The organism is Sphingomonas sp. (assembly GCF_965227385.1).
Lineage (GTDB): Bacteria > Pseudomonadota > Alphaproteobacteria > Sphingomonadales > Sphingomonadaceae > Sphingomonas.
This window is the reverse complement of sequence record NZ_OZ245750.1, coordinates 2,502,145-2,519,444: the sequence shown is the minus strand read 5'-3', so window position 1 is coordinate 2,519,444 and position 17,300 is coordinate 2,502,145. Positions and strand designations below refer to the sequence as shown.

The 17,300-nt window shown below is 66.5% G+C and carries 21 protein-coding genes and 1 tRNA gene; 1 reads left to right on the top strand and 21 read right to left on the bottom strand.

Annotation, left to right across the window (positions count from 1 at the left end; translation table 11 throughout):
• Window positions 1-42 precede the first annotated feature (42 nt).
• The 6 genes from ACO05N_RS12305 to ACO05N_RS12280 form a co-directional block, all read right to left on the bottom strand.
• Complete coding sequence (locus ACO05N_RS12305) at window positions 43-612, bottom strand: GNAT family N-acetyltransferase (protein ID WP_422057377.1); 570 nt, start codon at window positions 610-612, stop codon at window positions 43-45.
• 12 nt (window positions 613-624) lie between these two features.
• Window positions 625-1,614, bottom strand: a complete 990-nt coding sequence (gene hemB / locus ACO05N_RS12300; protein WP_422057376.1) for a porphobilinogen synthase — start codon at window positions 1,612-1,614, stop codon at window positions 625-627.
• 72 nt (window positions 1,615-1,686) lie between these two features.
• Entirely contained in the window at window positions 1,687-4,368 is a 2,682-nt protein-coding gene (locus ACO05N_RS12295; protein WP_422057375.1) for a valine--tRNA ligase, read from the bottom strand.
• A 38-nt stretch (window positions 4,369-4,406) separates the two neighbouring features.
• Window positions 4,407-4,943 (bottom strand): DUF2497 domain-containing protein, encoded by a 537-nt coding sequence (locus ACO05N_RS12290; protein ID WP_422057374.1) that lies wholly within the window; start codon window positions 4,941-4,943, stop codon window positions 4,407-4,409.
• Between the two features lie 81 nt (window positions 4,944-5,024).
• Window positions 5,025-6,527: a TolC family outer membrane protein gene (locus tag ACO05N_RS12285; protein WP_422057373.1), complete on the bottom strand. Its 1,503-nt coding sequence runs from the start codon at window positions 6,525-6,527 to the stop codon at window positions 5,025-5,027.
• Window positions 6,528-6,540: 13 nt separating this feature from the next.
• Window positions 6,541-7,203 (bottom strand): protein-L-isoaspartate O-methyltransferase family protein, encoded by a 663-nt coding sequence (locus ACO05N_RS12280; protein ID WP_422057372.1) that lies wholly within the window; start codon window positions 7,201-7,203, stop codon window positions 6,541-6,543.
• Between the two features lie 164 nt (window positions 7,204-7,367).
• Here ACO05N_RS12280 and ACO05N_RS12275 point away from each other — a divergent pair.
• Window positions 7,368-7,441, top strand: a tRNA-Cys gene (locus tag ACO05N_RS12275).
• 11 nt (window positions 7,442-7,452) lie between these two features.
• Here ACO05N_RS12275 and ACO05N_RS12270 read toward each other — a convergent pair.
• The 15 genes from ACO05N_RS12270 to ACO05N_RS12200 all read right to left on the bottom strand — a co-directional run bounded on the left by ACO05N_RS12270 (window position 7,453) and on the right by ACO05N_RS12200 (window position 17,290).
• Complete coding sequence (locus ACO05N_RS12270; RefSeq protein ID WP_422057371.1) at window positions 7,453-8,628, bottom strand: tyrosine-type recombinase/integrase; 1,176 nt, start codon at window positions 8,626-8,628, stop codon at window positions 7,453-7,455.
• Window positions 8,625-8,813 (bottom strand): hypothetical protein, encoded by a 189-nt coding sequence (locus ACO05N_RS12265; protein WP_422057370.1) that lies wholly within the window; start codon window positions 8,811-8,813, stop codon window positions 8,625-8,627. The genes ACO05N_RS12270 and ACO05N_RS12265 overlap by 4 nt, the downstream gene beginning before the upstream one ends.
• Before the next feature lie 490 nt (window positions 8,814-9,303).
• Window positions 9,304-9,516, bottom strand: coding sequence for a hypothetical protein (locus ACO05N_RS12260; protein WP_422057369.1), 213 nt, complete (start codon window positions 9,514-9,516; stop codon window positions 9,304-9,306).
• Complete coding sequence (locus ACO05N_RS12255) at window positions 9,513-10,058, bottom strand: hypothetical protein (RefSeq protein WP_422057368.1); 546 nt, start codon at window positions 10,056-10,058, stop codon at window positions 9,513-9,515. The genes ACO05N_RS12260 and ACO05N_RS12255 overlap by 4 nt, the downstream gene beginning before the upstream one ends.
• 149 nt (window positions 10,059-10,207) lie before the next feature.
• Complete coding sequence (locus ACO05N_RS12250) at window positions 10,208-11,353, bottom strand: phage Gp37/Gp68 family protein (protein ID WP_422057367.1); 1,146 nt, start codon at window positions 11,351-11,353, stop codon at window positions 10,208-10,210.
• On the bottom strand, window positions 11,346-11,864 hold the full coding sequence (locus ACO05N_RS12245) for a hypothetical protein (RefSeq protein ID WP_422057366.1): 519 nt from the start codon (window positions 11,862-11,864) through the stop codon (window positions 11,346-11,348). The genes ACO05N_RS12250 and ACO05N_RS12245 overlap by 8 nt, the downstream gene beginning before the upstream one ends.
• Window positions 11,861-13,579, bottom strand: a complete 1,719-nt coding sequence (locus ACO05N_RS12240; protein ID WP_422057365.1) for a helicase HerA domain-containing protein — start codon at window positions 13,577-13,579, stop codon at window positions 11,861-11,863. Before ACO05N_RS12240 ends, ACO05N_RS12245 begins: the two co-directional genes overlap by 4 nt.
• The gene (locus ACO05N_RS12235) at window positions 13,576-13,743 is read right to left on the bottom strand and encodes a hypothetical protein (RefSeq protein ID WP_422057364.1); all 168 of its coding nucleotides are present in this window, start codon (window positions 13,741-13,743) and stop codon (window positions 13,576-13,578) included. The genes ACO05N_RS12240 and ACO05N_RS12235 overlap by 4 nt, the downstream gene beginning before the upstream one ends.
• Entirely contained in the window at window positions 13,743-13,928 is a 186-nt protein-coding gene (locus tag ACO05N_RS12230) for a hypothetical protein (protein WP_422057363.1), read from the bottom strand. The genes ACO05N_RS12235 and ACO05N_RS12230 overlap by 1 nt, the downstream gene beginning before the upstream one ends.
• A 76-nt stretch (window positions 13,929-14,004) precedes the next feature.
• Entirely contained in the window at window positions 14,005-14,220 is a 216-nt protein-coding gene (locus ACO05N_RS12225; protein WP_422057362.1) for a hypothetical protein, read from the bottom strand.
• A 35-nt stretch (window positions 14,221-14,255) separates the two neighbouring features.
• Window positions 14,256-15,464 carry a recombinase RecT gene (locus tag ACO05N_RS12220; RefSeq protein ID WP_422057361.1) on the bottom strand — a complete coding sequence of 403 codons (1,209 nt, stop codon included), beginning with the start codon at window positions 15,462-15,464 and terminating at the stop codon, window positions 14,256-14,258.
• A 3-nt stretch (window positions 15,465-15,467) separates the two neighbouring features.
• Window positions 15,468-15,728: a hypothetical protein gene (locus tag ACO05N_RS12215; RefSeq protein WP_422057360.1), complete on the bottom strand. Its 261-nt coding sequence runs from the start codon at window positions 15,726-15,728 to the stop codon at window positions 15,468-15,470.
• Window positions 15,729-15,738: 10 nt separating this feature from the next.
• A complete protein-coding gene (locus ACO05N_RS12210; protein WP_422057359.1) occupies window positions 15,739-16,134 on the bottom strand; it encodes a hypothetical protein in 396 nt (131 codons plus the stop codon).
• Window positions 16,134-16,478: a hypothetical protein gene (locus ACO05N_RS12205; protein ID WP_422057358.1), complete on the bottom strand. Its 345-nt coding sequence runs from the start codon at window positions 16,476-16,478 to the stop codon at window positions 16,134-16,136. Before ACO05N_RS12205 ends, ACO05N_RS12210 begins: the two co-directional genes overlap by 1 nt.
• Complete coding sequence (locus tag ACO05N_RS12200; RefSeq protein ID WP_422057357.1) at window positions 16,478-17,290, bottom strand: hypothetical protein; 813 nt, start codon at window positions 17,288-17,290, stop codon at window positions 16,478-16,480. Before ACO05N_RS12200 ends, ACO05N_RS12205 begins: the two co-directional genes overlap by 1 nt.
• Window positions 17,291-17,300: the final 10 nt, after the last annotated feature.

The window sequence follows — 17,300 nt, the reverse complement described above, 5'->3', positions numbered from 1 at the left end:
AACCGGGCGCGCCCGGCTGTGGTTCGGCGACTGCTTCGGCGCTCATCGCCTCTCCTTGTTCGCTATGGCTCGTGATTCGATCGGCCGATCGATGGCATAGACGATCATCGCGCCCAGCGGATCGGAAAGATCGATGTCGGGATGCCGAAAGTCCAGATCGGCACGGCGGCGCATGCCAAGCCGCTCCATCAGTCCCCATGACCGGGCATTGCCGATCACGGTCCACGCGGCGATGCGCGGCCGATTGGTGTTCGTCCAGCCCCAGGCGATGCTCGCCTCTGCCGCCTCCCTCGCGATGCCCTGTCCCCAGAATGCCTCGCCGATCCGCCAGCCGATCTCCAGTTCCTCCGGAACCGGGGTGCCGGGATGCCCACCAATGCGCAGTCCGCAAACGCCGGCCAGCATGCCGCTGTCGCGCAACTCCACGGCCCACATGCAATGCCCATGGCGCGCCTGCTGCTCCATCTGCCGATCGAGGAGCGCGTCGTGTTTCGCCTGCGCCACCGGTCCCCCGAAATGCGCCATCATCGCCGGCGTGTTCACCAGCGCATGGAACGCCGGCTTGTCCGCCTCGCGCCATGGACGCAGCACCAGCCGGTCGGTCTCAATCATCGGCGCGCTCGATCATGCCCCCATCAGCCGCGCGGCATGCAGCGCATGGTAGGACAGCACGCCGCTGCACCCGGCCCGCTTGAACGCCATCAATGTTTCCAGCACCAGCGCGTCGCGGTCGCCCGCCCCCGCCGCTGCCGCCGCCTCGATCATCGCATATTCGCCGCTCACCTGGTACGCGAACACCGGCACCTCGAACCGCTCCTTCACCCGGCGCACGATGTCGAGATAGGGCAGCCCCGGCTTGACCATTACGCTGTCCGCCCCCTCGTCGAGGTCGAGCGCGACCTCGCGTAGCGCCTCCTCGGCATTGGCCGGGTCCATCTGATAGGTCTTCTTGTCGCCCTTCAGCAGCCCGCGCGATCCCACCGCGTCACGGAACGGGCCATAGAATGCGGAGGCATATTTGGCGGCATAGGCCATGATCTGGACGTTGACGAAGCCCTCATCCTCCAGCGCCGCGCGGATCAGGCCGACGCGACCGTCCATCATGTCGCTCGGCGCGATCACGTCCGCGCCCGCGCGCGCCTGATTGAGTGCCTGCCCGACCAGGATTTCCGCCGTCTCGTCGTTGAGCACATAGCCCGCCGCATCGACCAGCCCGTCATGGCCATGCGCGGTATAGGGGTCGAGCGCGACATCGGTCAGCACGCCGATATCCGGCACCGCATCCTTGATCGCCCGGATCGCCCGGCACATCAGGTTATCGGGGTTGAGCGCCTCTCCGCCATCCTCGGTGCGCAGCGCGGGCGGAGTATTGGGGAACAGCGCCAGGCAGGGAATGCCCGCCGCTGCAGCGTCCTTCGCCCGAGCGACGATGCCATCGACCGACCAGCGCGACACGCCGGGCAGGCTGGCGATCGCCTCCTCGACTTCCTCCCCCTCGGTCACGAACAGCGGCCAGGTCAGGTCCGCCGGGGTTAGCAATGTCTCGGCATGAAGCCGACGGCTCCAGGCCGAACTACGGGTGCGACGAAGGCGAAGCGCGGGATAATGGGACATGGCTTGGCTTTTGGGCCAAGTCCGGCACGCTCGCAAGGCAATCAAATCCTCCCCGGGACGGAGAGGATTTTGTCACCCCAGCCGCCCCAGCGCCGCGCTCAGCCGCGCCGCTTCGGCCGACTTCTCGGCATGGTCCGCCCGCGCCTTCTCCACCGCCTCCGGCTTGGCCTTTTCGGCAAAGGCCGGGTTGGACAGGCGCGCGTTCAGGCTATCCCGCTCCTTCTCCGCCGATGCAATGGCCTTGGTCAGGCGCGCGCGTTCGGCGTCGAGGTCAATGACGCCTTCGAGCGGGAGGACATAGGTCGCCTCATCCACCACGATCTGCAGCGCACCGCCCGCCGGGGCCTCACCTTCGGCGCGGTCGACGCGGGCGAGACGGGCGAGCGCCGCATTCTGGCGCGTCAGCCGCTCCAGCGTATCGGCATGCGCATCGCGGACATGCAGCGCCAGCCGCGCGCCGGGCGGGACGTTCAGCTCGGTCCGCGCCGCGCGCAGCTCGCTCACCAGCCGGATCAGCCAGTCGATCTCCTGCGCGGCCTCAGGATCCAGCGCGCGCGCGTCCGCCATCGGCCATTGCGCGGTGATGATCGGGGTGTCGGGCCGATCGCCCATCTTCGACCACAGCTCTTCGGTGATGAAGGGCATGAACGGGTGGAGCATGACCAGGATCTGGTCGAGCACCCAGCCAGCAACCTGCCGCGTCTCCTCGGCACCCTCGGCGCCTTCGGTCTGCAGCACCGGCTTGATCAGTTCCAGATACCAGTCGCAGAAGCGGCTCCAGGTGAACTGATAGATGGTATTGGCCGCGCCGTCGAAGCGATGGTCGGCAAAGGCGATGTCCATTGCCTGCACCGTGGACACCGTCTCCGCGATAATCCACTTGTTGACCGCGAGCGTGGCGCGTGGAGCCTCGACATGTTCGCTTGCGCGGATCCCGTTCGACTGTGCGAACCGCGCCGCGTTCCACAGCTTGGTCGCAAAGTTGCGATACCCCTCGACCCGCTTCTCATCCATCTTCACGTCGCGGCCCTGGCTCTCCATCGCCGCCATGAAGAAGCGCAATGCGTCGGCGCCATATTGGTCGATCAGACCCAGCGGATCGACGACATTGCCCTTGGACTTGGACATCTTCGCGCCATCGGCGGCGCGGACAAGTCCGTGGAGATACAAGGTCTTGAACGGCACTTCTTTCATGAAGTGCAAACCCTGCATCATCATCCGCGCATCCCAGAAAAACAGGATGTCGAACCCGGAAATCAGCACATCATTGGGATAACGACCGCCGAGCGTAGGATCGTCATTCTCCGGCCACCCCAGCGTCGCAAACGGCCACAGCGCGGAGGAGAACCAGGTGTCGAGAACATCCTCGTCCTGCGTCAGGGCCACGCCCTCACCCGCCTGCGCCTGCGCTTCCGCTTCGGATTCAGCGACATAGACGCTGCCATCCTCGGCAAACCACGCCGGAATGCGATGCCCCCACCAGAGCTGGCGGCTCACACACCACGGCTGGATGTTTTCCATCCAGTTGAAATAGGTCTTTTCCCAGCTCTTCGGGACGATCTTGGTCGCGCCCGACCGCACCGCCTCGATCGCCGGCTTGGCCAAAGTCGCGGCGTCGACATACCATTGGTCGGTCAGCCAGGGTTCGATCACCACGCCCGAACGGTCGCCAAACGGCGTCTGGATCTTGCGCGGCTCGGCGTCGTGCTCGTTGCCGTCCTTGTCGGTCCAGGGGATGAGGAAGCCCTCGTCCTTCAGCCGCGCCACCACCTTGTCGCGCGCGTCGAAGCGATCGAGGCCGATCAGCTCGGCCGGGATCAACCCGTCCGAGGTCTGGCAGATCATCGCCTTTGCATCGAGCATGTTGAGCATGTCGCGTGCCTCGATTCCGGCGCGGCGGCCGACCTCGAAGTCATTGAAATCATGCCCCGGCGTGATCTTGACCGCGCCCGAACCCAGCTCCGGATCGGCATGTTCGTCGGCGACGATCGGGATCAGGCGACCGGTGATCGGCAGCCGCACCTGCTTGCCCACCAACGCGGCATAGCGCTCGTCCGTCGGATGCACCGCGACCGCCATATCGGCCAGCATCGTTTCCGGCCGCGTCGTCGCGACATGGATGAAACCGCTGCCATCGGCGAGCGGGTAGCGCAGGTGCCAGAACTTGCCGGCCACCTCGCGCGTCTCGACCTCAAGGTCGCTGATCGCGGTGCCCAAGCCCGGGTCCCAGTTCACGAGCCGCTTGTCGCGATAGATCAGCCCCTGCTTGTGCAAATCGACGAAGACCTTGAGCACGGCCTTCGAAAAGCCCTCGTCCATCGTGAAGCGTTCGTCGGACCAGTCCATCGAACAGCCGAGGCGCCGCAGCTGGCCGGTGATCGCGCCGCCGCTCTCGGCCTTCCACTCCCAAACCTTCGCGATGAATTCCTCGCGGGTGAAGTCGGTGCGCTTCTGCTGGCGCGCGTTAAGCTGGCGCTCCACCACCATCTGCGTCGCGATGCCGGCATGGTCCATCCCGACCACCCAGCGCGCGTCCATGCCCTTCAGCCGCGCATGGCGGACAAGGATGTCCTGCAGCGTATTGTCGAGCGCATGGCCGATGTGGAGCGAACCCGTCACGTTGGGCGGCGGGTTGACGATCGTCCAGGGCTGCGCGCCCGGACGCTCGGGCCGGAACAGCCCGTTGCTTTCCCAATGCGCGTACCAGCGCTGCTCGATCTCGGCGGGGTCGAAGGTTTTTGGAAGTTCGCTCATGCCCCGCCCTCTAACGGGCAGGCCACGTTAGGCAAGACTCAGTCGCGCCCTGCAGCGATCCGCGAAATCTCGCGCTGAACCATTTCCTCGACCATCCGCGGCAGGTTGGCGTCGAGCCAGTCGCGCAGCATCGGACGGATCATCTCCCGCACCATCCCCTCCAGCGAGGTTTCGCCCGCCGGAATTGCGGGGGCCGGCGCGACTTCGGGCTTCACCACCATCCGCGACAAAGCCTCGAGCGGACCGCGCGTGGCTTCGGCGGTGGTTGGCGACAGGATCGGTTCGGGCGCCGCCTGCGACGCAGGCTCGGGCGCCACGTCGCGCAGATCAACGCGCGGCGTATCGCGCGGGACGGGCGCGGCGGCGCGGCGCGGCGCGGGCTGCATCGGCTCACTCGGCGCGGGTTCGTTTAGTTCGAGAATCTCGTCTTCTTCTGCCGAAACAGGCGACGGCGCGGCCGGACGCGCCGGACGACGCGGACGATTCGCGGTCGCTGCATCGCCTTCTTCGGCGATGATGCGTTTGATGGAGGAGAGAATATCCTCCATCGATGGCTCGTTGCTGACGTCCCCCATCATCATTCCTTAACCAGGAATCGCAGTTGCGGCCACCTGTTAGATTTACGGTAGGAATGTCAACTGTTCAGCAATCCTCGTTCAACGCGGTTGCGGGTCGACAGGACCGGAAACGTTCGGATTTTGTGCAGGCGTATCGACGGTGCGCGTCGCCTCCGCCTCCGGTGCGGGATCGTCGCGCCAGTCGGACAGGCTGCCCCGGACGCGGTCGTAATTCGCGACGGGATCATAGAGCGGCCCGCCGTCCAGCCCCAGATCGTCAGCCTCCGCCCGGCCCATCGCCGCCAGCACCGCAAAGCCGGCGACATAGGCGTCGCGCTCCGCTGTCACCAGCTGGACCTGGCTGTTGAGCAGCTCCTGCTCGGCGTTGAGGATGTCGAGGATGGTGCGCGTGCCGACGCTGTTTTCGGCACGGACGCCTTCAAGACTCAGCTGGTTCGCCTGCACCGCGACGCGGCTGCTTTCGATCACGCGCAACGCCGATTGATAGACCGCATAGGCCGAACGCGCCTGCGCAATCACGCCGCGCTCGGCGGCCGTGACCTGCTCGATCGCCGCCGATTCACGGGCCTGCGCCTGACGCACCTGCGCCGCCGGGCGTCCGCCCTGGAACAGCGGGATGCTCAGGCTCACGCCGGCCGAGGTGGCAAACCCGTCATTCTGAACGCCGACAAGTTGCCCCGCCCCGGTGACCGATCCGAACCGGTTATAATAGTCGCCGCCGACGCCGACGCTGACCGTGGGCAGGCGACCGGCACGCGCGACACGCACGTCATAGCCGCTCGCCTCACGTGCCTTGCGCGCGCCTTCCAGCGCCGGATTGTCGGTCAGCGCGGTCGCGACCGCCTGATCGGGATTGGCGGGCAGGCCAGGGAGCGGCGGCGGCGGGGCAAGCACGCCGGGCGCAGTGCCGACGACGCGGATGTAATTTTCGCGGCTGGAGATCAGCCGCGCCTCGGCACCCTGCAGCTGGCTCTGCGCCAGCGCGAGTCGAGCTTCAGACTGGGCGACGTCCGTGCGGGTGAGATCGCCCACTTCGAACCGGTCGCGCGTCGCCTGAAGATTGACGTCCAAAGCGCGGACATTCTGCTGGTTCAGCCGAACCGTCGCTTCGTCGCGGATCACATCCATATAGGCCGCGACCACATCGGTGAAGAGCGCGGCTTCGACGCTGCGCAGCCCGGCACGCCCCGCCTCGACACGCGTTTCCGCCGCGCGGACCGAATTGCGCACCGCGCCGCCGGAGAACACGGGGACGCTCAGGTCGACGCCCAGGCTGCCCTGGCGCGGCACCGACGCAGGCGAGGAATCGGTGTTCGACAGGCTCTCGTTATACGCGCCCGTCGACGACACGCCCGGCAACCCGCGCGAGCGCGCGATCGGCACATTCTCGTCCGTTGCGCGCAGATTGGCGCGCTCGGCGGTGATGTCGGGGTTCGTGCGATAAGCCCTGACCAGCGCCTCGCGCAGCGTCTCCGTCGGCTGGGCGGCAGGCGCCTGCGCCGCGGGTGGCACGGTCTGCGCCAGCGCGGGAAGCGTCAGACCGGCAGCACTCACACCGGCAAGGATCAGGCTCAATCGCATCACGTTCTCTTTCTCAGAACTGGAACCCGCGCGGCTTGGCAAAGCCGGGCAAAACCGCACATTCACTGTCGACAATACTGGCAAGACCGGCGCCGGATGCGGTACGCACGCCCGAAGCGATGCGTGTGACGCCGCGGTCGAGCAGGCCGGTGACGACCCGCCCGCCTTCACGCACCTGATCCGCCAGCGCATCAGGAATCTGTTCCACCGCGCCGTCGATCAGCAGCAGGTCATAGGGTGCGCCGGCGGGTGCGCCACCCGTCAGCGGCCCTTCGACCAGCGCGACACCGTCGTCGAGCGCGGCCCGGGCCAGTGCGACCAGATCCGCATCTTCCTCGACCGCCGTCACATCGCCCCCGATCCGGGCGGCGATCGCGGCGGCATATCCACCCGCAGCGCCGATCACCAGGACCTTCTCACCGGCCACGATCCGCGCCTCGGTCAGCAGCAGCCCAGTGGCGAGCGGCGGATTCTGCATCCGGCCATTGCCCAGCGGGAGCGCGCGGTCGCGATAGGCGAAAGCACGCTGCGAATCGGGCAGGAAATCCTCGCGCGCGATCTGCGCCATGGCGGCGACCACGCGCGCATCGTTGACGCCGCTGGTACGCAGCTGGCTCGCCACCATCGCGGCGCGAGCGGCCTCATGGCCCATGGGTTCGGTGGTCGCGGTCATCATCACTCCAGCCCTGTTCGCACAACTGTTATAGTCATGCAATACACTTGTTCGCTCGCGCGCTTGTATCGCGTGCCGCCGCCTACGCCAAGCAAGGTCCGGCGCAAAATTCGCATCGGCAGTTGACATGGGGCCGAGCCCCGCGCACATCGCCCGCTCGCTGTCGAGGCCCGATGGCGGAGTGGTTACGCAGAGGACTGCAAATCCTTGCACGCCGGTTCGATTCCGGCTCGGGCCTCCAACCGTTCGAGTTTAGCTCGCATTTCCAAGGCTTTGCTCCTTCTGTGTGTCTAACCCCGGAACAGGGTTAGACATTTCCCATTCCACCAACCGCTTGATCGCCGCGTCCGCGAGCTTCGCCTGGTTGGCCGTCGCGGTGTAGCGGGCGACCTCGTCGTCCTTGCTGTGGCCGCTGACCGACTTCATGCTCTTGTTGGGCATTTCGAGCTCTGCCATGCGGCGCATCGTCGCCTTCCGCAGGCCGTGCGCGGTGCATTGAGGGAGACCGGCCGCATCGCATTGCTCCCGGAACCAGCCCCCGAACCCCTTCACCGAGAAGGGCTTCCCCCACTCGGTCATGATGAAGCACAGGTGATCCGAAGGCGGCATCGCGGCGATCGCGTTTGCCAATGGCGCGGCGATCGGCAGGGTCAGGGTCTTGCCGGTCTTTGTCTGTCGGATGACGAATTTTCCGCCACGGACATGCTGGCGGCCGAGGTGGATTGCGTCGATCTTCCGCTGATCGGTCCAGAGCATCAGCTCCATGGCGAGACGCTGCTTGGTGCCCAGCGGCCAGCGCGCGCGGTACGCCTGGATATCTTCCTCGGTCCACGCATAGAACCCGGTTGAACGCTCGCCCGCCGGCACCTTGACCTGCTCGGATTGCGCGGCCGGGTTGGTGGCCATCAGCTTGATCTTGATCGCGAAGTCGAACAGCCTGACCAGCTCCTTCCGAAGCTTCTTCGCCGCCTCGATGCCGCCCTCCCAGCGGTTCGTTTCCTCGTTCTTGAACTTGACCTTCCGTGCGGCGACCATCGCATCGATGTGCTCGAACGTGATGCCAGCGACGGGCCATGTCGTGCGACCGTCAAAGAAGCCTCGATCTAAGACCGACTTGACCTTGATCTGCGTCTGCTCTGTCGGCCCCAGGCGCTCCGGCACCGAGTAATAGCGGTGCTGGAGGTCGCCGGCGCTTCCGGGGATGATCCGCGCCTGGACGGCCTCGCGCGCAGCTTTCGACGGTGCGGCGGGATCATTGAACCGGGCATACTCCTCGCGGAAGGCCTCGGTGCCAAGCGGTGCTGTGAAATGCCCACCGGGGAATCCGGCGCGGCGGAAGCGATACCGCCACTTTCCGTGCCGGTCGCGATAGCGCGTGACGTACTCGGGCAGGAAACGGTTCGATTTCAACTGGCGCTTGTTCGTCATCGGTTCAGCTCGCGGTCCCAGGGGTTGCCCGGCTCAGCGGCCGACGGCGCGGCCTCCGAATCGGTGTGCACCACGATCCGCCCATCTGGCGTGATTTCAACCCGCCCTACACGCAGCCCAGCACCCAGGGCGCCGGCGACAGCGCGCTTGACATCCTCTTGCTTGAACCGGGCCGGGGCAGTCATCATTGCGTCCTTCGAATTGGGTTGCCGTACTCTCCGAGCTGTCACCCCCGTTGCAGCTGGTCAGGCCGCGTCCTTCTGAGGTTGGACATCTGCCCGGCGATCACGAAGCCGGGCCGACCCTGTTCAGCCCGCGCCAGCGGGAACCGAAAAGGACAACCTCATCGGGGTGCTGGCATTGACCATTGGGCTTGGCTCCTTGGTAGGGATCGTCGCGTTTCCTTGACCCGTGAACTCTAGTTCATCGCCGACCGGGTCAAAGCAGAAAGCGCAGTTTTCTGCGGTTTTTTGCGTCACAGCACCGGCTCCACGATAGCGACGATGCCAGAGGTGCAACGCAGTTGCTCAAGTGCTGCGTCGAGCGCGGCGCCAGCTGTCGGCTCTGGCCGATGCAAGCGTGGACCAGTCGGGCTGAGCGACCACGAGAACGCCCCGTCCCTATGGGGCCAGAGGTGGACGCGCGGGCGGCCGTCGGCGCGATCAAGCGGCCGGGTCATGACAGCCACGCCCGGAGCGTTGCCAGCTCCTCTTCTTCGTGGGCCACGAGACCGAAGTCGATCTTGTCGTCCTCGAGCGCTTCGATCCGCGCCTTTGCCTTGCCGCGCCAGAACCAGCGGTCGGCCTCGTCACCATCAAGTCCAGCGCGGATCTGGTCGAGGACGGCCGCACGGGTCGCGCGATCGCGCTCAATCAGCGCCGCGCTCATGCTACGATCCGATCGATGTTGCCGTGGCGGACGCTGAAGGTCAGGACCAGCACCTCGGGGTTGTCCTCCCAGCGCTGGCCCTCCTTGTCGTGCAGCGATTCCCACAGCCAGCGGTAGGCCGTCGCGCCCGACCCGATGATCGACGTGACGATCATCCGACGCATTTCGTCGGAGCAGCTCTCCCCGAACGCCGTGCGCCCAGCATCCTCGACGGCCTGGCAGACGCCCTCGGCCCAAGCATCATCCTCGCTGATCGCCTGCAGGGGTTCGGTGCGGACGGCTTCGACGATGAGCGTGACCCGCGACGCCCAGCGCGGCATATGAATGGACGGATGCTGCCTGCGGAGATCGCTTATGGCATCGGTCGCTGCATAGCGCACTCCATGTGGCGGTGCTTTGGCGAAGGTCTCCTTCACCCACAGCCGATCGCCAACCGCGCAGCGTGCCAGCGGCGAGGTCGCGAGGCGGCGCGTCTGGGTCTTGCGCCCGGCGAGCAGCGCGCGCACCATCGGGGCAGAAAAGATGATGGGACGATCAGTCATAGTCTAGGTCCCCGTCAGCAGCGCACTCGCCGTCGCACCCATCGAGCCCGCAGTTGAAGCAGGCGTCGTCGTGGCAAGACTCCTCAGGGCAGTGATCGCAGCCGCACTTGTCGAACGTGTCGAGCGCGCAGCAGAAGAAGCCGCAGGCGTTACACATCGGCCGGCATCCCGTCATGCAACACGCCATCGAGCAGGCGACCAGCGGCCTTCTTGCCGACGCGGCGCACTACAGCCGAGTTGCAAATCGCATCGCCATCGGGGCCGTTTGGAAAACATGCAGGATATCGCGTCGGCTTGTGAATGAACGCGGAGCCGATCGACAGCTCGCCGACGAAGCCGTTGGAGCAAATCGTGAGGAAGGGGTCGCACGCGGGACCGAACCTGTCCGGAATCTCATCGTCAGTCGCCGGCGCCCATGTCCCCCATTGCTTGAAAAAGAACGGCACGCCCGCCGCCGCGCACTGGTCGCGCAGCCCGCGCGCCCAATCCGGGTGCATCGGACGCGCTCCGGGGCCGCTCTCGCCGCCCGCGATGACCCAGCTGATATCGCCGATGAGGCCGGTCCAGTCGCACGAACTGCAGCACTCATATTGGCCAGTGGACATATCCATCGACAGCGCATCCCGCGCGTTCGGGCAGATCAGCCATTCTCCCAGATCGACCGGCCCAAGCAGAGGCTCGCACGACAGGAACCGCACCGCCGCTGGAGTCCCCAGCAGGTCGGGGATGCGCTCGTCGGCGCGCTGCTGATCCTCGACTGATACGCCCAGCCAGACGTTCGGGAGGGGCAGCTGGACTGCGAGCCATTCGTCAACCGAGCCATCGCCGGTGCGATCGTGCCAGATCTTCTGCGCCATCCCCTCGACCAGAGCGGAACGAAACCCTTCCAGGCGTTCGCCATCTCCGTTGTCGATCGACTCCATATAGCGCCGCATCCGATCGGCGCGCTTGGTCAGAATTTGGTGCTGGTGGTGCGGGGTCAGCGCGCACACCGCGAAAACCATATCGACCCACTCGTCCGGCACGTTCTCGTGGAACAGGTCGCCATGCGCGTTCCAGAAGATCTTGCGCGGGCGCTTCCATGCGAGCGGCTGGAGCAGCGCGCTTTCATTGAGGCGTACCTCGCCGGTCCAGACCATGCCGCCGGCGGTCTTCTGCGTCAGGCCTTGCCGCACCGGGAAGCGATGCGCCTGCTTCATGGCGTAGCAGTGCTTGCAGCCCGGTGAGATCACCGAGCAGCCGTTCACCGCGTTGACTGTGGCGTCGGTCCATTCGATCTTGGTGCCGTCAGCCATGCGCCCGCTCCCGCTGGAGGTGCCGCCGCGGTTCGATCTGCCACGTTGCCTGGCGGATCAGCTCGGCGGCCCCGCGAAGCATCACCTCGGCATCGGGGTGCATCCGCTGGGTGGCGAGCGTCTCGATGACGCCCGAGATCTCGGCTGAGCTGTTGTAGAGCCTGTCCGCCGCGCGCGCCGCGGCGACGCTCTGCTCCGGCGTCGTGCCCGGCTCCGGGTCGCTATAGGTCGCGCGCTGCGCTTCTTCGGGCTGCTCGTTGCGCTGATAGGAGCGCATCGCCCAGGCGACCTCCTCCGCCGCGCTCGCCTTCTTGAGCAGCTTCGCGGCGACTTCGGGGTTCGCCTCGTCCCGCCCGGCGGTCCGCGCCAGATCAGCCCAATGCAGCACCGTCGCGGGACCGAAGCGGTCACCGCCCTGGATCGTGAACAGCGGCTCGCCCGGCTTCGCGGACTCCAGCCCGTCATAGATGCCGGCGCGCTCGCGCGTGCTGACCAATGCTTCGTCTGTCATGCGGTCTCTCCCGGGAACAGCCATTCCGCCGCGCGAAGCATCCCCGCGCTCGGATATTCTATGATTTCGAGGTTTTTCAGGGTGCCGCGGTAGCGCTTGAAGGTGCCGCCGCTCGCCTCGTACCCTGCCCAGCGTCCGACCTCGTCCGCAGCGATCGCGCGCGGATAGGCGGTCAGGATCGGGTCAAGCAGCTTCACCAGCGGCGCGTCCAGGTTCTCGCGCACCGCAGCATGGAGCGCGGCGATCGTCGGCGGCGCATCTGGCGCCTGGGCTATCTTGCGGCCCTCGTCCGTGAGCGCCAGGCGTCCGTCACCCGGATACGAGATCAGGCCGCGCGTGCGCGCATCGCCCCGGTACCGCTTGAACGTCCCGCCTGTCGGCGCATAGCCCGCGATGAACCCGACCTGATTGGAGGTCGGGGCTTCCAGCCCGAAAGCGTTCCACCACGCCACCGCATTCAGCAGCTTCATGATCGGGGCGGAAACCGGCCCCACTAAGATGTGCCCGCCGCGCGTGGCTTGGGAGGGGGCGCGCGCGGCGGGCTGCGGCCGAGCAGCAACAGGGGGGGATTGCTCGGCCGGTTCGGATGGAGTGATGACCTGCGGAAGGGTCTCGTCGAGCGCGGGGCGGATGCGCGCCATGTCTGCGGCGGCTTCGGCGATCCGCGCGGCGCAGTCGCGCAGGGCGCGGCCTTCCGCGATCAAAGCGTCGATCTGGCGCTGCCCTTCGGCGCGCTCGATCGTCCAGTCGTCGCGCTCGCGCCGGAGGTCGACCAGCTCGGCGCGCTCGGCATCGCTGAGGCTGTCCTCGGGGTCCGGTTTAACTTTTGCGCCCTCAAGTGAGGCGTCGGAAATTAAAGGCTGCGGCGGAGCGGGCACCGCCAGCCCGGCGAGGATCTCGCGCAGCGCCTCCGGGGCGGGTGGCGTCGGAACCTTCGCCTGCCCGGCATGGACCGGGGTGGTCTCGACGTCGGCGACCCGGAATAGCGTCGGCTCCCGTGTCAGCGCCTCGCCCATCGCATAGAAGTGGCGCTTCTCGATTCCGCGCAGCCGATCGCGGCCCTCCTTCGCGGTGAACCCGAGCTGCTCCGCCATCGTGTTGCGATCGACGGCTTGACCGACGCGGCCCAGCATCCAGTTGTTAACCATGCCCCGGACGCCGGGGTCGATCTCCGTGAACTTGGTCCCTGCGATGACGGCAGTGAAGCCCCGCTTGCGCCCCTGGAACAGCAGTGCGCGGATGCCCTCGGTGGCTTCGGTGGTACCGACACGCGGGGCGAACCGCTGCACCTCGTCCACCACCACCAGCACGGGATGCCAGAGGTCGCGCGGCGCATTGACCAGCGCCGTCAGGAATCGGCCGACGAACTCCGGCGCACCATCCGGGCCGAGGTCGTTGAGTTGGGCGATCAGCGAGAAGCCGTGGGTCAGCGCGCCGAGCGCGAGAGATTCCGCGCTGGCGAGCGGAGCCGGGATATCGCCGCCCTCCCCGCCCGCGATCACGAATTCGTGGCGCTCGCGCAGGGTGTAGAACTCGTCCTCACCGTCGAGGATGATCTGCTGGACCCGACCAGCCGTCGTTTCGAGCAGCCGCCGCAGCAGCCCGCTCTTGCCGCCGCCGCTGTTGGCGACAACGCCGAGGTGCGAGCCGATCAGCTCGTCGAGGTTGAGGTCGACGGACGCACCGTCTGCGGTCTGGCCGAGCGAAGTCGTCATCGGGTGATCCAATCGAGAAGGCGGCGGATATGGCTGCGCTGCCCGCGCGTGCGCAGCCACTGCTCCCGACGCGCCTCGTCCCGGGCCAGCATCACGGTCTTGCGATCCGCGAGGGACTGGCTGGAGACGCACGGCGGGGCGTTGAGGAGCGTCGGGTCGGACATCACGCGGCCATCAGCCGATGGACGTCACCGTTCTTGTCGGTGGCGTAGATGCCTGGGACGCCGTTGAAGATGCGCGGCTCGATCACATCGACGCCGACGATCTTCGCATCCTTGCCCTGCTCGTCCTTGCCATTGATCGTGATCCGTCCGCCGGCGCGGCGGGCCTTCCAGCTGGTCAGGTGCATCGAGATTACTCCTCTGATCCGGGCAACTGCGCCCATCCTCGGGGCGGGCGCGCGCGGCACCCGCCCTCTGGGGGACTCAGCTCCGGCGCTTGATTTCGCGGCGGTCCTGATGCTCGCCGCCCCAGCGATTGCCGGTGGCAATCGAACCGTTGGTGACGACCAGATATTTGCCCTTGCGCTCCACCTTCGCAGGCGCTGTCCCAAGGCGATCCTGAGCGGTCGGACCGAGCTCCCGGTGGTCTCGCAATCGGCGGTCCGCCTTGCTTTTCATCTTCGCGCGATGGGCGGCCATGCGCTCTGCATGGGTGCTGTTACGGGAAAGGTGCATTACTTGTTTCCTCCCTTGAGCCGGGCCTTGTGCTCGGCGATCGCGTCTTCGACGGTCTTGGCGAGGTCATCGCCCAGCCCTTCGCGATGGGTCTTGAGGTCGCTCTCGACCGCAAGGACGTCGCCGACGATCTGCGCGTTGCGGCACCGTTCGATCATCTGTGCGGCGACGCTCTCGGCAAGCGAACCGCCGCCGTCGCCCTCGCTCGATGCCTTCGGGGCAGCGGGCGATTCCTCGGCAAGCGCCCCGTTCCCGTCTGCCTGGCGGAACGCCTCCTGATCGAGGGTGCGCTGGACCTCTTCCGAAATCTCGCCGGTCGCCGGATCATGCGGCGGATCACCGGCACCGACTTCCTCCCGGGACGGCGGGACCAGGCGCGGGGCGTCGGGTTCCTCGGCGAGCGCCGCGCTGACCGACCGGGCAGCGATTTCCTCGTCGCGGGCTTCGACGTCAATCAGGTCGCCCGACATCGGGAGCGTCTTGCTGTGGCGACGCATGACGGTCTTGCGCGCCATCTCGCTAAACCAGTCGACCCACGGCCCCTTCGGCTCGATCGGCTTCCCCTTGTTGGCGCCGAATTCATAGACGCGACCCTCGGCACCGGTCTGGCTCCGCTGGCGCACCTTGTTGATTTCGGAGCGGCGCATGACCTCGAACGACCGGGTGCCGTCCTTCATCACCGCGACCGAATAGGCGGCGACGATCTCGCTGTCGGCGGTCTGCTCGTCAGTCAGGTCGAGCATCGGGCGGTGGCGCAGCACCGCTTCGGTTCCCGCTTCGTAAATAAAGCGGCCCGCTTCCATTTCAGCCCGATAGACGACGTTCGTCTCGATCGAGCTGATCTCGCCGGACTGGAGAATCTTCTTCCGCAGCCCGTACACCATCGGCATGTACTGGACCTGCTTCACGCTGACCCAGCGATCGCCGTCCTTTACGCGGGTGGAGAAGATCACCAGCGCAGCCTCGCGCTTGTCGGGCAGAAGACCGTCCTGCGCCGCCTTCATGCAGGCGAGCAGCAGGCTCTGGCGATCGGCCTTGAGCAACTCGACGTCGCCCTGAACTGCGGTGATGATCGTCCGCTGGAACTGCGCCGGGGTGATGTGCTGGGGCAGCACCATCTTGAACTGGTCGGCGCGGGTCGCGAGCTGGTTGTTGAAGGATTCGACGGCGCGGCGCGCTTCGTCGACATGGGCAATCTGGGTCGCCATTTCTCAGTTCTCCAGTTGGAAGGGCTCGGCCGCGCCATCGGCGACGGCCTCATCATCGACCCGGCCGAGGATGGGCTTGGTCTGGAAGGGCGGCACCTCGTCGGTCACGCTGACACATTCGACGCGCTTCCAGCCGTCGCCGCGGCGGGCGTCGTCGACCTTGAGCATGTCGCCGGCGGCGACCGGTTCGCCGTCGTTGTGATAGGTGTAGGTGCGGGTGTCCTCCGGCCGGAACCGGACGACGACAAACTGTCGCTTCGTCATGGAAATCTCCTCAAAAAGGTCGGCATTCCACGCACTCCCAAATGTCGTGCGCAGGGTCGTGACGGTGTGGGCATGGGTTGACGGCCGCAGCACTGCTGTGGACGAAATCGGGGAGCGGAGTTTCTGGACCAGCCAGCGCAATCGGCGGCAGCACCGCGCGAACCGAAGCCGGAAGCTGCCACTCCTCTTTGGGCGACCGTTCCGCCGCCACGTCCGCAGAGCATGGCGTGAACTGGTAGATCGAGCTTCCGCCGATCAGCACAGCCTGGAGCAGCCCACCGTTGAACAGCGGCTCGATGCTCATCAGCTTGGTTCCGAAGCGCTCGACCTCCTCGACGCGACCGATGATTGTCCGGTGGCCCAGGATTTCGACGATGGCATAATCGCCCTCGGGCAGCGCACTCATCAGTCGATCCTCGCTACGCGGTAGGATTCGTCCGGCTGGACAACAGCAATCCACGCGCCGTCGAAGAACAGGATGCGCTCGTCGCGGAGCTTCGCCTGCGCAATCAACTGGCGGGCCGGATCGCCCGGATAGGTCAGGGTGCCGGCCTCGATATCGAGCCGAAAACCGTTGGTGTCGCGCCAGCCGCCCCCGATATCCCGATAGGCGGCGTCGATCTGTTCGACCGCACCGACCGGGATTGACGGGCAGAGCATGTCCGGGATCGTGCCCAGCATTTCGCGGGCACCATATCCGCGCCGCTCCATATGGGCCTGGGCGATTGGCGTGAAGGTGAACTCGACCATCAGCGCACCGCGCTTCCGGTCCGCGAGAAGATGCGGCACCCCTTGAGTTCGCGGATGCCGTTCTTGCCCCGCACCTGCGAGCGGATGACCTTCTCCAGCGCTTCGATCACGCTGGGATGCTTGAGATAGGCATCGGGGACCTGGCGCACGTTCAGCACCTCGACGTCCCACGTTTCGGTCAGCGAGACCGAACTGCCATAGTCACCGCGCGCGACGGGGCCGCGCTCCAGCTTCGGCGCCGCGAACACCGGTTCCGGTTCTACCTCGACCGTCTCGGCCGCGCGGCCCTCAGCTGCAGCGCGGGCGTCCTCTTCGGCCTGGAGCCGGGCGCGCTCACGCGCCGCCGCTTCCTCCGCCTCGCGAGCTTCGCGCGCGATCCGCGCCTCCTCCTCGCGCTGCCGTCGGGCCTCCTCGGCAAGGAAGGCGTCCATGTGCTTGCGGGCGTTGGCAACCGCATCGGAAAGGCCGGAGAGGATGGTGTCGGCCTTGCCCTTGAGCGCGCGCTGGCTGGTGAGCAGCGGGCGATTATGCTTTTCCCGATGTTCCTCGACGGCCTTGGTCGCTGCCCCTGCCATCATCACAAAGTCGGCGATGCGCCCGACCGCGTCGCGGTTCGAACAGCCGGTGACACCGTTCCCGGCATCGGTCAGGTCTTTGATCCGCTTCAACAGACCATCGGCGGACAGACCTTCGACGAAGGCGTCGACGACCTTGACCTCCATCGGCACCTCGCCGCTGTTGTCACCGACCCCGGCCACCGGAGCGGGTTCCGCCTCCGGCCAGGGCTTCACGTCGGAAAACACGTTGTCCATGTCGGGCTCC

Excerpts from the sequence above, each read along its gene's own strand:
- ACO05N_RS12305 (WP_422057377.1), bottom strand. The coding sequence starts at position 612 with ATGATTGAGACCGACCGGCTGGTGCTGCGTCCATGGCGCGAGGCGGAC.
- hemB (WP_422057376.1), bottom strand. The coding sequence starts at position 1,614 with ATGTCCCATTATCCCGCGCTTCGCCTTCGTCGCACCCGTAGTTCGGCC.
- ACO05N_RS12295 (WP_422057375.1), bottom strand. The coding sequence starts at position 4,368 with ATGAGCGAACTTCCAAAAACCTTCGACCCCGCCGAGATCGAGCAGCGC.
- ACO05N_RS12290 (WP_422057374.1), bottom strand. The coding sequence starts at position 4,943 with ATGGGGGACGTCAGCAACGAGCCATCGATGGAGGATATTCTCTCCTCC.
- ACO05N_RS12285 (WP_422057373.1), bottom strand. The coding sequence starts at position 6,527 with ATGCGATTGAGCCTGATCCTTGCCGGTGTGAGTGCTGCCGGTCTGACG.
- ACO05N_RS12280 (WP_422057372.1), bottom strand. The coding sequence starts at position 7,203 with ATGATGACCGCGACCACCGAACCCATGGGCCATGAGGCCGCTCGCGCC.
- ACO05N_RS12270 (WP_422057371.1), bottom strand. The coding sequence starts at position 8,628 with ATGACGAACAAGCGCCAGTTGAAATCGAACCGTTTCCTGCCCGAGTAC.
- ACO05N_RS12265 (WP_422057370.1), bottom strand. The coding sequence starts at position 8,813 with ATGACTGCCCCGGCCCGGTTCAAGCAAGAGGATGTCAAGCGCGCTGTC.
- ACO05N_RS12260 (WP_422057369.1), bottom strand. The coding sequence starts at position 9,516 with ATGAGCGCGGCGCTGATTGAGCGCGATCGCGCGACCCGTGCGGCCGTC.
- ACO05N_RS12255 (WP_422057368.1), bottom strand. The coding sequence starts at position 10,058 with ATGACTGATCGTCCCATCATCTTTTCTGCCCCGATGGTGCGCGCGCTG.
- ACO05N_RS12250 (WP_422057367.1), bottom strand. The coding sequence starts at position 11,353 with ATGGCTGACGGCACCAAGATCGAATGGACCGACGCCACAGTCAACGCG.
- ACO05N_RS12245 (WP_422057366.1), bottom strand. The coding sequence starts at position 11,864 with ATGACAGACGAAGCATTGGTCAGCACGCGCGAGCGCGCCGGCATCTAT.
- ACO05N_RS12240 (WP_422057365.1), bottom strand. The coding sequence starts at position 13,579 with ATGACGACTTCGCTCGGCCAGACCGCAGACGGTGCGTCCGTCGACCTC.
- ACO05N_RS12235 (WP_422057364.1), bottom strand. The coding sequence starts at position 13,743 with ATGTCCGACCCGACGCTCCTCAACGCCCCGCCGTGCGTCTCCAGCCAG.
- ACO05N_RS12230 (WP_422057363.1), bottom strand. The coding sequence starts at position 13,928 with ATGCACCTGACCAGCTGGAAGGCCCGCCGCGCCGGCGGACGGATCACG.
- ACO05N_RS12225 (WP_422057362.1), bottom strand. The coding sequence starts at position 14,220 with ATGGCCGCCCATCGCGCGAAGATGAAAAGCAAGGCGGACCGCCGATTG.
- ACO05N_RS12220 (WP_422057361.1), bottom strand. The coding sequence starts at position 15,464 with ATGGCGACCCAGATTGCCCATGTCGACGAAGCGCGCCGCGCCGTCGAA.
- ACO05N_RS12215 (WP_422057360.1), bottom strand. The coding sequence starts at position 15,728 with ATGACGAAGCGACAGTTTGTCGTCGTCCGGTTCCGGCCGGAGGACACC.
- ACO05N_RS12210 (WP_422057359.1), bottom strand. The coding sequence starts at position 16,134 with ATGAGTGCGCTGCCCGAGGGCGATTATGCCATCGTCGAAATCCTGGGC.
- ACO05N_RS12205 (WP_422057358.1), bottom strand. The coding sequence starts at position 16,478 with ATGGTCGAGTTCACCTTCACGCCAATCGCCCAGGCCCATATGGAGCGG.
- ACO05N_RS12200 (WP_422057357.1), bottom strand. The coding sequence starts at position 17,290 with ATGGACAACGTGTTTTCCGACGTGAAGCCCTGGCCGGAGGCGGAACCC.